General features: G+C 43.8%; 19 protein-coding genes and 1 tRNA gene. 8 read left to right on the forward strand and 12 right to left on the reverse strand.

Annotated elements, in window-relative coordinates; all coding sequences use genetic code 11:
* Positions 1–10: 10 nt before the first annotated feature.
* From P400_RS0114075 to P400_RS0114085, 3 genes are read right to left on the reverse strand one after another with little or no spacing between them, the layout of a single operon-like run.
* On the reverse strand, positions 11–424 hold the full coding sequence (locus P400_RS0114075) for a DUF3805 domain-containing protein (protein WP_026826799.1): 414 nt from the start codon (positions 422–424) through the stop codon (positions 11–13).
* Positions 421–975, reverse strand: coding sequence for a hypothetical protein (locus P400_RS0114080; protein WP_235181865.1), 555 nt, complete (start codon positions 973–975; stop codon positions 421–423). The genes P400_RS0114075 and P400_RS0114080 overlap by 4 nt, the downstream gene beginning before the upstream one ends.
* A gap of 2 nt (positions 976–977) precedes the next feature.
* Positions 978–1,337 carry a hypothetical protein gene (locus tag P400_RS0114085; RefSeq protein ID WP_026826801.1) on the reverse strand — a complete coding sequence of 120 codons (360 nt, stop codon included), beginning with the start codon at positions 1,335–1,337 and terminating at the stop codon, positions 978–980.
* 130 nt (positions 1,338–1,467) lie between these two features.
* Between P400_RS0114085 and P400_RS0114090 the strand changes: the two genes are divergently transcribed.
* The 3 genes from P400_RS0114090 (at position 1,468) to P400_RS0114105 (ending at position 3,110) form a co-directional block, all read left to right on the forward strand.
* Positions 1,468–1,541, forward strand: a tRNA-Gly gene (locus tag P400_RS0114090).
* Between the two features lie 155 nt (positions 1,542–1,696).
* A complete protein-coding gene (locus P400_RS0114095; RefSeq protein WP_026826802.1) occupies positions 1,697–2,497 on the forward strand; it encodes an MBL fold metallo-hydrolase in 801 nt (266 codons plus the stop codon).
* Between the two features lie 406 nt (positions 2,498–2,903).
* Positions 2,904–3,110 (forward strand): DUF3006 domain-containing protein, encoded by a 207-nt coding sequence (locus P400_RS0114105; RefSeq protein ID WP_015880796.1) that lies wholly within the window; start codon positions 2,904–2,906, stop codon positions 3,108–3,110.
* A gap of 50 nt (positions 3,111–3,160) precedes the next feature.
* On the opposite strand, the gene P400_RS0114110 is transcribed toward P400_RS0114105, so the two are convergent.
* A complete protein-coding gene (locus P400_RS0114110) occupies positions 3,161–3,727 on the reverse strand; it encodes a TlpA family protein disulfide reductase (protein ID WP_235181866.1) in 567 nt (188 codons plus the stop codon).
* 74 nt (positions 3,728–3,801) lie between these two features.
* On the opposite strand from P400_RS0114110, the gene P400_RS0114115 reads away from it, so the two are divergent.
* Positions 3,802–4,656 carry an aldose 1-epimerase family protein gene (locus tag P400_RS0114115; protein WP_026826804.1) on the forward strand — a complete coding sequence of 285 codons (855 nt, stop codon included), beginning with the start codon at positions 3,802–3,804 and terminating at the stop codon, positions 4,654–4,656.
* Between the two features lie 36 nt (positions 4,657–4,692).
* Here the strand turns inward: P400_RS0114115 and P400_RS0114120 are convergent, their stop codons facing one another.
* The 3 genes from P400_RS0114120 to P400_RS0114130 all read right to left on the reverse strand — a co-directional run bounded on the left by P400_RS0114120 (position 4,693) and on the right by P400_RS0114130 (position 6,906).
* A complete protein-coding gene (locus tag P400_RS0114120) occupies positions 4,693–4,911 on the reverse strand; it encodes a PspC domain-containing protein (protein WP_026826805.1) in 219 nt (72 codons plus the stop codon).
* Positions 4,912–4,931: 20 nt separating this feature from the next.
* The gene (locus P400_RS0114125; RefSeq protein WP_026826806.1) at positions 4,932–5,639 is read right to left on the reverse strand and encodes an NAD(P)-binding oxidoreductase; all 708 of its coding nucleotides are present in this window, start codon (positions 5,637–5,639) and stop codon (positions 4,932–4,934) included.
* Positions 5,640–5,718: 79 nt separating this feature from the next.
* A complete protein-coding gene (locus tag P400_RS0114130; RefSeq protein ID WP_235181867.1) occupies positions 5,719–6,906 on the reverse strand; it encodes an LCP family protein in 1,188 nt (395 codons plus the stop codon).
* 197 nt (positions 6,907–7,103) lie between these two features.
* Here P400_RS0114130 and P400_RS0114135 point away from each other — a divergent pair, with 197 nt between their 5' ends.
* Complete coding sequence (locus tag P400_RS0114135) at positions 7,104–8,018, forward strand: hypothetical protein (protein WP_026826808.1); 915 nt, start codon at positions 7,104–7,106, stop codon at positions 8,016–8,018.
* Between the two features lie 177 nt (positions 8,019–8,195).
* On the opposite strand, the gene P400_RS0114140 is transcribed toward P400_RS0114135, so the two are convergent.
* Positions 8,196–8,423, reverse strand: a complete 228-nt coding sequence (locus tag P400_RS0114140) for a hypothetical protein (protein ID WP_026826809.1) — start codon at positions 8,421–8,423, stop codon at positions 8,196–8,198.
* Positions 8,424–8,695: 272 nt separating this feature from the next.
* Between P400_RS0114140 and P400_RS0114145 the strand changes: the two genes are divergently transcribed.
* Entirely contained in the window at positions 8,696–9,568 is an 873-nt protein-coding gene (locus P400_RS0114145) for a hypothetical protein (RefSeq protein ID WP_026826810.1), read from the forward strand.
* A 65-nt stretch (positions 9,569–9,633) separates the two neighbouring features.
* On the opposite strand, the gene P400_RS0114150 is transcribed toward P400_RS0114145, so the two are convergent.
* Positions 9,634–10,005, reverse strand: a complete 372-nt coding sequence (locus tag P400_RS0114150; RefSeq protein WP_026826811.1) for a hypothetical protein — start codon at positions 10,003–10,005, stop codon at positions 9,634–9,636.
* Positions 10,006–10,107: 102 nt separating this feature from the next.
* On the opposite strand from P400_RS0114150, the gene P400_RS0114155 reads away from it, so the two are divergent.
* A complete protein-coding gene (locus tag P400_RS0114155; protein ID WP_407636720.1) occupies positions 10,108–10,521 on the forward strand; it encodes a VOC family protein in 414 nt (137 codons plus the stop codon).
* Between the two features lie 11 nt (positions 10,522–10,532).
* Here the strand turns inward: P400_RS0114155 and P400_RS0114160 are convergent, their stop codons facing one another.
* Positions 10,533–11,579, reverse strand: a complete 1,047-nt coding sequence (locus P400_RS0114160) for an NAD(P)/FAD-dependent oxidoreductase (protein WP_026826813.1) — start codon at positions 11,577–11,579, stop codon at positions 10,533–10,535.
* A 169-nt stretch (positions 11,580–11,748) separates the two neighbouring features.
* Between P400_RS0114160 and P400_RS0114165 the strand changes: the two genes are divergently transcribed.
* The gene (locus tag P400_RS0114165; protein ID WP_026826814.1) at positions 11,749–12,303 is read left to right on the forward strand and encodes a methyltransferase family protein; all 555 of its coding nucleotides are present in this window, start codon (positions 11,749–11,751) and stop codon (positions 12,301–12,303) included.
* Positions 12,304–12,341: 38 nt separating this feature from the next.
* On the opposite strand, the gene P400_RS0114170 is transcribed toward P400_RS0114165, so the two are convergent.
* Entirely contained in the window at positions 12,342–13,151 is an 810-nt protein-coding gene (locus tag P400_RS0114170) for a DUF368 domain-containing protein (protein WP_026826815.1), read from the reverse strand.
* Between the two features lie 73 nt (positions 13,152–13,224).
* Entirely contained in the window at positions 13,225–13,800 is a 576-nt protein-coding gene (locus P400_RS0114175) for a GNAT family N-acetyltransferase (protein ID WP_026826816.1), read from the reverse strand.
* Between the last annotated feature and the right edge of the window lie 98 nt (positions 13,801–13,898).

Consider the following 13,898-nt stretch of genomic DNA (forward strand, 5'->3'; position numbering starts at 1 on the left):
GTGTCTCATTTCATGTCCATTCGATTGAATCGATGATGGACTCAATCTCCATCTTTTCATCGGTCACCTGATCGGCTACGTATGTTAAAAATAAGAGCCGTGTTCCGTCGGTCAAGGACCATACATCTAAATGCATGCCGTCTTCAATCCCACTCGCATAGGCCGTCGTCATGTCACTCGTCTCATCGGTCACACTCGGTGCGACTTTCACGTCGATCGGAAACTCTCCTAAGAACGTTTTCAACTCGCTCATTGCGGATTGCTTTGGTTCTTGCGAATCTTCTGATTCATAAATTGAGATTTGAAGCGTTCCTTGCGCATCCTCTTCCGTCGAATAGAAACTCACGTAGTCTTCTTCTTCGCTGTATTCATAATGTTCCGGATATGTCAGGCGGAACCACCCATCAATTTCATACTCTTTCATGCTGTTTTCTCCTTTACTTGCTTAAATGCTAGCCCCGTGACCATCCTGGCTTGAAGTGCATACTTCAACCGTTCCGTCACGTAAAGACGTTGGCTGTTTACGTCTTGGGCAATCATATGTCCAAATAAATTCATTCGGACCGTTTGATTAGATAGGAAATAGAGTCGATCCGCACTTAATGGACGATATTCGTTCGAATGCTCAAGGTATTCGATTTCAAAGCGGCGAAGGACATTGAGTGCGCAATAACGGTCGGTTTTTCCCGTACTCGTATGAAGTTCGACCCGAACGAGTTGAACATCATACGGACATACATTCATAAAAACGGGACCTATCCGTTCATGTATCAAGAGGACACCCATATCGGTTTCAATTAAGTCAGGGAGGGCCCCTTCATCTTGCGAGATACTCAGCACGACATAAGGGCGGTTTGTCGGTGCGAGCAATTCTCCTTTGTAAAATCGAAATCGTTGAATCCCTGTTAGCACCCGGGCACGCCAAGCACTCCCCCGAGCCTCGGCTTCCATCCGATATAACCTCTCTCCACTCACGCTTACTCCCCCTTCACTCGTTTGAGCGCATCGACGAATGTTTCCCATTCTAGGTTGTCACAAACAACCTTATTTTCCAATCCCCATTCTTCATCGATTGTCAAACGTACTTCATTCGATTCCTCGTGACGGGTGATTTTTAAATCTCCTATTTGAATCGTGTCAGGACGTATAAGAAACGTTGTGGTCGGCAACCCGATCCACTTGATCCGACTCGTACGTAGTACAACGTACCATTCGTGATCGTGATGAATCGTAAACGTCCAATTCCGGAGAGACACCGTGGTATCCGTTTGTTTTGACTGCTTCAACATTCGAAATCCTTCACCCATCAGTTGTAAATATGATTTCCGTTCACTCATATTTGATTTCTCTCCTTTTTTCTATTATCTTCGTTGTCGATAGGGTTCTGCAACCTAAAAAGTTTTTTAAAAAAGGGTTTGCAAATAGAATCGTATATGCTATTATATCAAAGTAACGTTAAAACGTTTCGCGGGTGTAGTTTAATGGTAAAACCTCAGCCTTCCAAGCTGATGACGAGAGTTCGATTCTCTTCACCCGCTCCAATATCGACATATACGCGAGAACATCTCGCACACATACACTGCACGGTTGAGACCTTGCAAAAGCAGAAAGTCACACGACTTTCTGCTTTTTTGTTGTTCTCTCAAGCGATTTGGGGAAAGAGTAAATGAGTCTAATCGAATGAGGAGGAACTCCATTGATTCAAGCGAAACTGCAATCATTTACTGTATATGAAAGTGCGTTGATGCGAACGACATCGACTCTCATTGATACACCCGATGCTATTATTTTGATTGATCCGACGTGGCTCCCTGAAGAAATCGCCACGATTCGCCGAGATATCGAGCTGCGTCGCAACGACCGTCCACTTTACGTCATCTTTACGCATCATCATTTTGACCATATCATTGGAGCCTATGGCTTTACCGATGCTACAACCATTGCCTCACAAGCGTTTGTAGAGACAGATTCATCTGAGCAGCTAAATGAGATTCGTGAGTTTTATGAGCAACATTACATCAATCGTCCTATCCAAAAACCCGACATCGATCTCGTGATCAAGCCCGATCAAACGCTTTTGCTCGGTTCAGTACCGGTCACATTCATCTCCACACCTGGCCATGACGCGACACACATGTCGATTTTAATCGAATCGATGAATCTACTCGTTTGTGGGGATTACGGATCAAATATCGAGCCCCCATTTATCGAACACGACCCGACTGCCTATCTCGATACGTTACAAACGTTGCAATCAATCATTTATGAACATGAAATCCAATGGTTCGTACCGGGGCATGGTGATTTATGTGATAATCGAAGTCAAATGATTAAGCGGTTGAGCGCTGCGGAAGAATACATTCTAGCTCTTCCTGAACAACGTCATTGGTCTCCATCTTGGCCAGATCACGCATTTTTCGATCGGGTTCATGAACGAAATCAGAAGATGGTGGAACAAAAAGAGACCGATCGTCGGTCTCGTCGACAAGACTATTAAAAAAATCGCAACGTCTCCCCAAGACGTTGCGATCCCCCTATGTAGACCTATTTCTTTGTGATGCGTTCTGAGCGGACCGTGAACATACGGTCAACCCCATAGATTGTTACTCCCGTCAGAGCGAGCAATCCAATCATAGCAGAAGAAAACATGACCATCCCCCCATTGTTCACAGTTTCGTCATAATCACCCCGTGGTTTTATTATAGAAGACCGCCTCCAAAAAAGAAAGCGTTTTCTTCAAACTTTTTTCACATTTCTTGTTAATAACATCCACGGGTCTCGAACATAACGCCCACCCTTTCTATGGACGGACACGTGTAAAGAGGTGTAGCTTTTATGTAATTTGGGAATACATGATGTAAGGATAAAAAGAGACAGAAGCTGCTCGTCGAGGAGGAAGAGGTATGATTAAGTACGGTACATTGGTACGGATCGAGGGAAAATATGCCGTATTGAGATGGAATAATGGCTCAAGTTTCATTCCTAGACGATTCCTACCATCCGAAGCACGTGTTGGTGATACAATCATTCGAGACAATCATCACTATTATCTTGAAGAAGATATGACCCCTAACTTTGATGCGTTGATTAAGCAACACTACAAAAGCTGAACGATCTGCCCAATCAAACCGGGCAGATCGTTCAGCTTTTGAATGACGTGTCATTCTGATAATTGACTAACCTGTCCTTGAAGCCACGCTTCGTCAACTGGACCCGTCTGTTTCGCCACGATGATTCCTTTTGCATCTAGAACGTACGTTGTCGGTAATGCGACAACACGATATCGTTGCTCGACAGCTGCCTCTTCATCTAACAGAATCGGAAAATCGACGGGATACTCATCTAAGAATGCTTCCACGTCTTCTTTTCCACGTCGTTCATTCTTCGTGACATTTACTCCAACAACCGGAATATTCGTCGCTTTTTCAAAAGACACGAGTTCAGGGAACTCATCCCGGCATGGTGGACACCACGAAGCCCAAAAGTTAATCACGACCGGCTTTCCTTGATATTGAGAAAGAGAAAGACGTTCCCCTTCTAGCGTGCTCAAAGTGAAGTCTGGAGCTTGCTGTCCGACTTCTAACCCTCCCAAAACCGATTCATCTTGTACAATCGGAACCGCTTTATCTCCCTCTAACGTCGACATATATTCTTCATAACCTTTATAAGCAAGCCCAACAATCAATAGAAGGATTAGCGTTCCGATTACGATTTTTTGTAAGCGCATCATTTACCCCTTGTTTGTTTTCCTCAAGATTTCTACACTTAACTTATCATAAACTGTAAAGGAGCGTGTGTATTGTGCAACTTCAAAATGAAAAAATACAGATTAACTTAAAGGCGCAAGGGGCGGAGATGACTAGTTGGAAAGTAGAAGGACAAGAATTTCTTTGGCAAGGGGACCCCACGTATTGGGGGAGACAGGCACCGATTCTTTTTCCGATTGTCGGTCGGTTGCTCGATGATCAATATTTGTATGAAGGAAACACGTATACGATGAGCCAACACGGCTTTGCCCGTGATGCTATTTTTGATATCGATTCATCGTCTGCCACGTCCGTCTGTTTCACACTGAGCGATACAGCTGAATCGCGCCAACACTATCCTTTCCCGTTTACGCTAAACGTTTCATATCAACTTGTTGGCGAAGAAGTCATCGTGTCGTATCGTGTCTATAACTCCGGTGAAACCGTGTTACCATTCAGTATCGGAGGCCACCCCGCATTCAATGTTCCATTCATGGGGGGAACGTTTGAGGACTATACGATTGACTTTGGTGAAGTTCGCACACGCGATCGCTATCTCTTAGACGGTCCTTATTTGACAGGTGCGTATCAACCACTCGGTGAACGACAGTATATCCCGCTCACTAGATCGCTATTCGATGACGATGCGCTGATTTTTGAGAACGTTGACTACGCAGCACTCCGGCATCAACCGACAGGCACCGCCATCGTGATGGAAAGTCCGTCCTTCACGCATTTTGGTATTTGGTCTCCACCGCACAAAGACGCTCCGTTCGTCTGTTTGGAACCTTGGTTCGGACATGCGGATTATAAAGGGCACCGAAGAGACTTCCTGAACAAAGAAGGGATTCAACTCCTTTCACCAAATGAGACATTCGAAGCGAGTTACACTTTATATGTAGAGAAATAAAAAATCAATCCGACGAGACGTCGGATTGATTTTTTATTAAAAGCGATCTTCTTGTTCTACTTCATATTCTGATGGCGGCTTCTTCATAATAATTGCCAGGATGATGTAAATGAGGAGTCCTGGTCCTCCGAGAAGAGCCATCGCCACGAAAAGAACGCGCATGATCGTGACATCCACACCTAAATAGTTTCCTAGTCCTGAACATACTCCGGCAATCATTTGATTACTTGGGTCTTTGTATAACTTCCGTTCCATGTTATCTTCTCCTCAACTCATTATGAGCGTTGTGGTCGACGCAACGTCGTTCTTCCTCCATTCGCTACTTCTCCACGTCCTTCAAAATCAAGTGCTTCGTTGATTGGTGTACTGCCAGACTTAATTTCAATCCGGCGACCGTACAAGCCACGGTTATCGAGGGATGCTGCGATGATAGTCGCGACATCAGTTTCAGAAATCGTCGCACCATCCGCGTCATTCAGATCTTCAGATGCTTCGATGGAACCTTTACTCGGTTCATCGACAATGGTCACTGGGCAAATAATCGTATAGTTCAAACCGCTATGTTCGATATACTCGTCGGCGGCATTATTAGCTGACAGAAAGTTAAAGAGTTCTTTCGGTGCAGCATTCGGTTGATCGGCGCCATAAGCACTGAGCAAGACGACATGACGTACTCGTTCTTTTTTTGCGGCATCAATTGCGTTCATTGCGACGTTTCGGTCAAGCAGTTCAATTTCAGTGCTCGAACCATCTGCACCAGCAGTTGCCGCAATAATAACGGCATCTTGTCCGCTCGTCGCCTCATGCACTTTTTTCTCGAGTTCTTTCTCAACGTCAACCGTCAATACATGCGCACCCATTTTTTCATACTCTGCTTGTAGTTCAGGATAACGAATTAAAGCGGTCACTTGATGGGTTTTCGCCAGGCTTTTCAATACACGTTTCCCGATCTTTCCTGTTGCTCCAATGACTAAAACTTTCATTCAAATTTCCCTCCTCAAAAGAGTAGTTCATTTGTTTAAAATTCCTCTTTCAAGTCAGAATCAAACCCTTTTCTTAAAATTATCTGACAGTACCCCAAATAGATAAATCAAGAGCATCTCGAATCGTCTGGACACTCTCTTCTAACGGTTCATAGTAATAGACGTTGTTGATATAGGCATCCTGACCTTCGACTTGCATTTTATTTACCTCCGGATTCGAAATCATCGTCAATCCGACAGAAGCCATTTGCAAGACGTTCATCTCAAGCCCCATCTCTTCTTTCATAAAGCGGTATGTCGCAGGGATTTTGGTCCACCCAGAAGGACTTGCCAGTTTTTCTGCGACAGCCGTCATGACCTCCGTTTGACGATTCGAACGAGCCCCATCTGTATCAGATTTACGGTGTCTCGCATACGCCAATGCCATGTCTCCATCCATCGCATAGGAAACGCCTTCCGTATATTCATACGTTTGGTTGAACCCTTTCTCACTAAACGAATGCGTTGCCGTGACGTTCACCCCACCGATTAAATCAATCAATTCCATAAACGATTCGAACGTGATGACGACTTGTCCATCGACCGAGGCATCAGTCAGTCCTTCCACGGCACCAACCGTACACTCTGCACCACCGAATGCGAACGCATGCGTAATTTTGTCACCTTCCCGTTCAGGTTCACATGGGATGGCCGTATACGTATCCCGTGGAATCGATACATTCTGAACAGTACCAGAGCGTGGTACGAATTCCATCAACTGCAAGGAGTCCGTACGAGATCCCGAGAGTGACTCACCAACCCGTGCGTCGCTTCCCATGATGAGGAATGTGAAGGGAGATGTCGCCATATATCCAACGACTAGTAGAATCACAAGTAGGAAAAGGGCAACTTTCCCCTTCCATTTACGCTTCCGTTTCGTTGGCTGTTTAGAAGAATGAGACATTTCTCGTTTTGTGGGAGTAGGTGATTCTGATTGTCTCGTCGCATGCTGTGATTTCGAACGAGATGATTTCTGTTTCGAAAATAATGAGATACGGGGCGATCGTTTCCGACGTGGCTTCACCGTTCCATTTTTCGGTTTTGAAGAATCTTTCATATGTTCATTTAAAAATGGATGTTCGGATTGACGTGTCGCCTGTTCACGCCGTTGTTCATGTATAGATAGTTCGTCCGGTTGACCACGGTCCACATGAGACGATTCGATTTCTTGTTGTTCTAATTCGCGTTTTCTACGTTCGACACGCGATAAATGTTGTTCATCTTTCATCATTATAATCCTCAACTTTATCAATTTTTCTCTATTATCCCGAACCTGCCTTCATCTGACAACGTTTCTTATGAAAATCCGTCTTAAGCATGAGACCAAATGATTGTTTCAGATGAAAACCGGGAAAGGAATAATAATTGGTGTTTGCCCAAATCAAGAAACGGTGTAATAAGAAATGACCGAAAGGAGGAGAGCTGATGCGTGTCGGAAAATTACGCATGTTATTGGAGCAATACGGTGAGACGACGTTACGCGATTTACTCGTCGAAATGTATCGTCATACTCCTAAAGATGTGATTGATGATCAAGATTTTGATTTCATGATTAGCCAGTTCACACGCTATAAAGAAAAAAAGCATTCGGAAGAACGGCATTCGCTCTCGCAAACGATTACGCTGGCTGAACGCTTTGTTGACTCCGCATATGAATATTTATATATTCGCCCGAATCAGGTGATGTCAGAGCGTGACCAAAAAAATTGGTACATCCACGCCAAAAAAATCATTCGTGATTTATCCCACTACGCAGAAGAGTATACAGAAGCGCGTATGATGTATGAAGAAATGTTTTACCTTCTGTCTACGTCGGCCGGAGAAGAACCGCTCTTTTCAACGAGCGACCCATTCCGCCTTTTAAAAATTTCACAAGTCACCATGCTTCAAAAACTCATTCATTACTATCAACTAGATGCTCCGATTGATACCGTCTGGATTGACCGCGCCTTATACACCGCTCTTCATGTCCCAAAAGATGTCGATTCCACAAGAATTGATTTACTTTCAACGTTGTCCATCGAGCATAGTCACGCCAACTCAAGAAAAATCCTCCACTCCCGTCTCCTAAAACTTTGTGACCGTACTTTAGAGAAGTCTCAGATAGAAGATACCGAACTGGAAAACTACCAGGCACTCAAAATGTTAGAGCTTCGCCTTCTTGTCTCTGAAGGGAAATTAAAAGAAGCGGAACAAAAACTGTTTTCAGAATATATTCCGTTCTTTTCTCATCGCTCCGAACCATTTCAAGTATATGTCGACTTTCTAGAAAGTCACGGACATACAGACGAGACAAAACGGTTAAAGCGGTTAGCAAAAGAAAAGCGAATTCGTTTATAGAAAAAGGGAGTCAATCGATGAGATCGATTGACTCCAATACATGATATGAACGAGGGGTGTTCATTTGAAAGGAGGACAGAAAGTTGGTGCAGAACTTCCTTCCTACACGTACAAGTATAAGCGAATGATTGTAAACGTTACCAAACTACTTATTGCATTTTTGTGAACGTTTTCACGTTATTCAATCGTATTCATTATCCCAAGTCCGATGACTGATAATAATACGATGAGTACGAACAAATAAATCATTTCATTTGGTGATTGAAATCCCTCATGAATTTCTACGTCTTCTTCGATAATGATATTTTCATGAATGACCACTGGTTCTGTTTCAGCTAGCGCTGGAGATGGTGTGCCTGTCATCAAAAGTACAAAAGCCAGTATCATGTAATAAACGTATTTCATTTTATACTCCTAATATATGGTTTCATTGTGATTAAGTATAGCATGTTTCATCGGTTCGTTACGGATGACTTTTGATGAAACTCACACATCAGCGCTCAGGTGAATCATATTTTACTGTATTAAACGTATATCTTCTATTTTACTCAAACCTTTTTCTAGAAGGTTTGATTTTTTCTTAAGTTAGATGTCATCACAATGCCACACACGATAATATAAGGAAGCGCTTACAATTTAAGTGTACGTACCATCCAATATAGAAAGAAGGATTCTTTGTGAAACGAGCGCTACGTTTTGTGGAATGTAGACAATTACCGTTGCATGAACGCACTTCCATTCAATCATTATATCCATTTAGCCAAGCACCTTTACTTCTCTCCCTGCCTTCACATCACCACGTCTATGTCGCATTAAACGAACATACCCCACTAGCCTCCGTCGTCGCAAACGACGAACATCTTGAAGAATTTCAAATCATTCAACTTTCAAAATCGGCATACGATGATCGTCATGTTTTCCGCGGATTACTCGATCGAATTTTATATGAGAGAAGTCGGGAAACAAAGCACATGATAACTTACTATTTACACGAAAACGACTATCACAATCAAGATAAACTTCGAATATATGAGGCATCCGGATTTCAAAAGTATCATCAAACGACTACGTATCATTTGCCATTACTCCCATGCGAGAAAGGATCACATACATATTGGACGCTAGATTTGATTGATTATTCCAGAAGAAACGAATGGATTGAATTTCGAAATACATCTTATTATGTCCTTCCGGAAGCGGTCCCTATGACAGACCAACAGTTTACGAATGAAATGCGCCAGCATACATTGTTCTATATGTTACGTTGGTGTCACCGCCCGATTGGGATTATGAAAGTAAGATTACGAATGTACCATGTGTTCGTACAAGAAATCCACTTAGAATGTGACGAACCGTTTGTACGGGAAGCCATTTCGTTTCTGCAACAAAAGTTTTTCTATAAGCTTCGATATATCGAAGAGGCTCACATTTCCACGACCAATTTGCAAACCGACTTGACCTTTGCGCTCCAAAAACACGGTGCTCAAGCATCTTCTGTCAGCGGATTAACTTACACGCAACAGGTGCCGCCGACCCCGCTCTATTCATAAAATGCTAAAAGACGTCGAGCAAATCAACTCTTTCTCACAGGAAAAAGTTGTTCGTTCAACGTCTTTCATTCTGCAGCGGTTGTCGACTCCATCGCTAAAGGTGGCATCTCTTCAAACAGTTCTGTCCGAAGTCCCGTGTCTCTCAAATCGAGCGATTCAATCCGATCGAATTTGATTTTGCGGTCGACAACATTGAACCAATACGTGATGTTTGGCTCATCTTTGAAACGAATCGCATAATTCGATCCATTCAAATGAAAGTCGACTTCGGTAGACAGCAACTCCGTCGGACCAATCTGTTTATGAGTAGTTAACCGTTCAAGGACAACCTGTTCTTCATTGATGCGATAGTCGACAAATGTCGCAAGTGAGAGTCCAAACACAAATGATACCAAGGCGAAAGTGCCCACCAAACCCGTAGTGATTTTTCCGTTCATTTCGCTGTCCCTCCCTCTCCTATTATATCGGATATGCTTGAAACGTTGTGAAGTGACATTTTGTTCAACTTTAGGCAAACTGAAGAGTGAGGAGGAATGTTTATGCAAATTGACCATACAGGAATCGCCGTTCGAGATTTAGACGAGGCGATCACCTTTTATACGACCGTGTTAGGCGGAGAACTCATGGATCGCTATACAAATACGGCTACCGGGGTCGAAACCGAGTTAGCCGTTATCCATATCGGGGAAGATGTTATCGAATTACTACGTCCGACAAGTAATACGAGTCCGATTGCCCGGTTTATGAAAGCTCGAGGGAAAGGGGTCCATCACATCGCTTACCGCGTGGACGATTTAGATCAAGCCATTACCAAACACATGCAAAACGGAATCACGTTTTTAGAGGATACGCTTCGTACGACCGCTAAAGGTCGACGATTAATCTATATGGATCCGCGTCATTCAGGTGGCGTGATCACCGAACTTTGTGATTATCCTACAGAAAAGCAGTAAGAGTGTCCCTCTTACCGCTTCATCATGGTTTCTTCTATCAGTTGACGGTTCTTTTCTTTTAATCGTTCGTTATGAGAGGACACCATTGCCGTTGCGGTCGCATTCGGGTCAATGTATGTTTTGGCCCGGTTTACCGCATTCGCAGCATCTTGAAACGCTCCCGCGATAAGATGTACTTTCCCTTCATGTGTGAGGATGTCACCGGCGGCGTATAATCCCGATACGGATGACTCGCTACCTGAATTGCCTTTCACATAAAATCCATCCTTCATTTCTACCTGTAAATCACTGTGACGAAGCAACTCCGTATCTTGCTCGTACCCGTGATTGATCACTACTTCATCCACATCGATCACACGCGACTTACCTGTTTCTACATGTGTCAAACATACTTGCTGAATCGATCTCCCATCGTGAGAAATCAAATCCGTCACTTTAGATTGTGGGCAACAATCAACCCGACTCTGTTTAATCTTCTCGACTTGTGCCTCATGTCCACCGAGTTCTTCTTTTCGATACGTCAGTACGACCTGTTCTGCAATCGGCTCAAGGGCATTGGCCCAATCAACAGCACTATTGCCTCCACCGGAAATCAATACACGCTTCCCTTTGAAGCGTTCAAGCGATTTGACCGTATAATGAAGATTTGACAATTCGAATCGTTCCGCTCCGCTCACTTCGATTTTATGAGGCTTGAGAATCCCGCTTCCGGTCGCAACGATGATGGTTTTCGACACATGATGCCCATTCGTCGTATCGATTCTAAACAATCCGTCTTGGTGTTTCGAAATCGACTCTACTTTCTCGCCAAGATGAACCGTTGGAGAAAATGTGAGGCCTTGCTCGACTAGCTGATCAATCAGATTCGCACCTGTTGTCGGAAGGAGTCCACCTACATCCCAGACCATCTTTTCCGGATACGCGTGCACTTTTCCGCCTAAAAAAGGTTGAAATTCGATGATTTTCGTCTTCATGCCTCGTAAACCGCTGTAAAAAGCGGCATATAATCCGGCAGGTCCCCCACCGATAATCGTCACGTCGAATACTTCCTCGTTCATCGTCGCACCCTTCCTCTCTCTATACGTAAAAATGATAATCATTCTCATTAGATGATAACTCGTTTTCCTCACTTTGACAAATTATTTTCGTAAGTCGGTGACGCTCATTTGGTTTTTCTTATGCGAAGGTCGGGTAATGAAAGATGAATCAGAGGGAAGGGTGTGTACTATGGAATGGATGGATCTCATATTGATCATCGTGTCCTGTTTTTGGATTGTGGAAGTATGGCGATTTCGTAATCGGAAAGAGGCAACAGATGGATCGGTCGAGCGGAAAAGCTTTTATTTCGTAGCAGCAACGATGATTGCTGTCTTTTCGTTATCCATCATATCTTCTGTTGTTTTTGAAACGCCTCCATCAATCACTCAACAAATGATTGGACTTACATTTTACATAGCCGGTGTGTCCTTACGATATTGGGGAATTTTACACCTCCGTCACCAATTTACTCGACACGTCGTCGTTCGACCTGAAGATGAGCTCGTCAGCTCAGGACCGTATCGCTATTTGCGTCATCCGTTGTATACAGGCTTGTTACTGATCACGTTCGGATTTTCTCTATATTTTCTCCATTGGGTCATCGCATTAATCGGTGCGGGTATAACATCACTTGCGTTACTATACCGGATTCACATCGAAGAAGGAATGCTGATTCGTCACTTTGGGCAAGCCTATCGTACTTGGTCGAAGTCACGCAAACGTTTATTCCCCTTTATCTATTAAAAAAGGAGTCCGGAAAATGAACCGGACTCCTTGACTATTTAAGCAGAATATCTACTGAGTAATCGGACGACAATAACACCTGCGATAAACGCGACGATACTGAGTACCCATATAAGACCGGAAGCCGGAACTCCTGGAAACACGACGGCGAGCGAACCAATCACTAATCCGATAATGACTGAAAACGTCATTCCAGGGAAATTCGCTAGCAAGTAGCGGATGACTTTACTACTCACAATAAAGCCGACTGCCACTCCTGCACCAACAATCCCGATAATCAACAGGTTAAAGTTTGAAATGGCACTGATAACCGTTGGATACACCCCAATCAGCAACAAAACGAATGAACCACTAATACCGGGAAGTAGCATAGCCATACTGCCTAACCACCCAGATAAGAATAATAGAAGCACTGTCCCGAACGTCATGTCGGTAATGATTGATGAATCAACCGGATTAAGAAATGCCATACAAGCCACGAGTAACATTGCCAACGTCATTGCGATGACATGAATCGGGCGAATCGATGCGCGCGATTTGAATTCCATGAATAACAATGGAATAATCCCTAAAATCAGTCCGATAAAGAAAAACTGTGTCGGTGCATAATACTCAAGTAATAAGTATTCGATGATTCGACTTAGGACGATAATGGCTGTCCCCATTCCAATTGCCAACGGAATTAAGAACCCGATATATTTCTTCCAATATCGGCTAAACACGCCGCTGATTGCTTCGATGAGTTGATCGTAGATACCTAAAATGACTGCGATGGTGCCGCCACTGACACCTGGAATCAAATCACTTGTTCCCATGGCCATCCCTCGCCAAATATTTTTCCACTCCATAACGTATCTCCTTTGCGTATATCTTTCCTCAAGCACTTAGTATAGTCGAGAAGAACGGTTTACGCATCCGCTTTTAGACTGAGAAAGGAGGCGAGTTGATTTCTTTTTTCATATAGTCAAATTTCGCCCCGGAAATATTGATTTCTTTTTCTTTTTGGAATCCGAGACGTGTATATAAGCGATGCGCCGCAACATTTTCTTGGTCCACATTCAATGTGACTGCTGGAACACGATGCTCTTCCGCGACTGTACAAATATGTTCGATTAACTTCGTCCCAATTCCTTGTCCTCCAAACGCCTCTGCGACAGCGAGTGAGTCGATGTACTGAACGTGCCCTTCCGTTTCAACGTCCAACTCTTCCTCACTTCCACGTGCCTTCAACCATTCTCGAATCGGACGATCTAGCTCCTCTGCTTCGTCTCCACGGTACGAAATGATTATCCCGGCCACTTCACCTTCCACATCGACCACCCAAATATTTTTGTGACTCAAGCGATTTTTCGGATGCTCCACCCAACCCGCAAGACGTTCCAAGACTTCACTTGTATTTTTTGACGCTGTTAACGTGTACGCAATCTCATGAATTGCTTGATACATGAGTGGTGCAATCTGTTTACTGTCTTGTTTCGTTGCTTGTCGAATATTCATGATTGATCCCTCCACCCTCTAGTCTAGCATAGCCGCACAAAACGATTGTTTGTCCACACTCGTTTTGTGGCATCATATAGAGTGAAAGGGGCGAATCA

The sequence above is a fragment of the Exiguobacterium marinum DSM 16307 genome, from assembly GCF_000620845.1.
In the GTDB taxonomy this organism is placed as follows: Bacteria; Bacillota; Bacilli; order Exiguobacteriales; family Exiguobacteriaceae; genus Exiguobacterium; species Exiguobacterium marinum.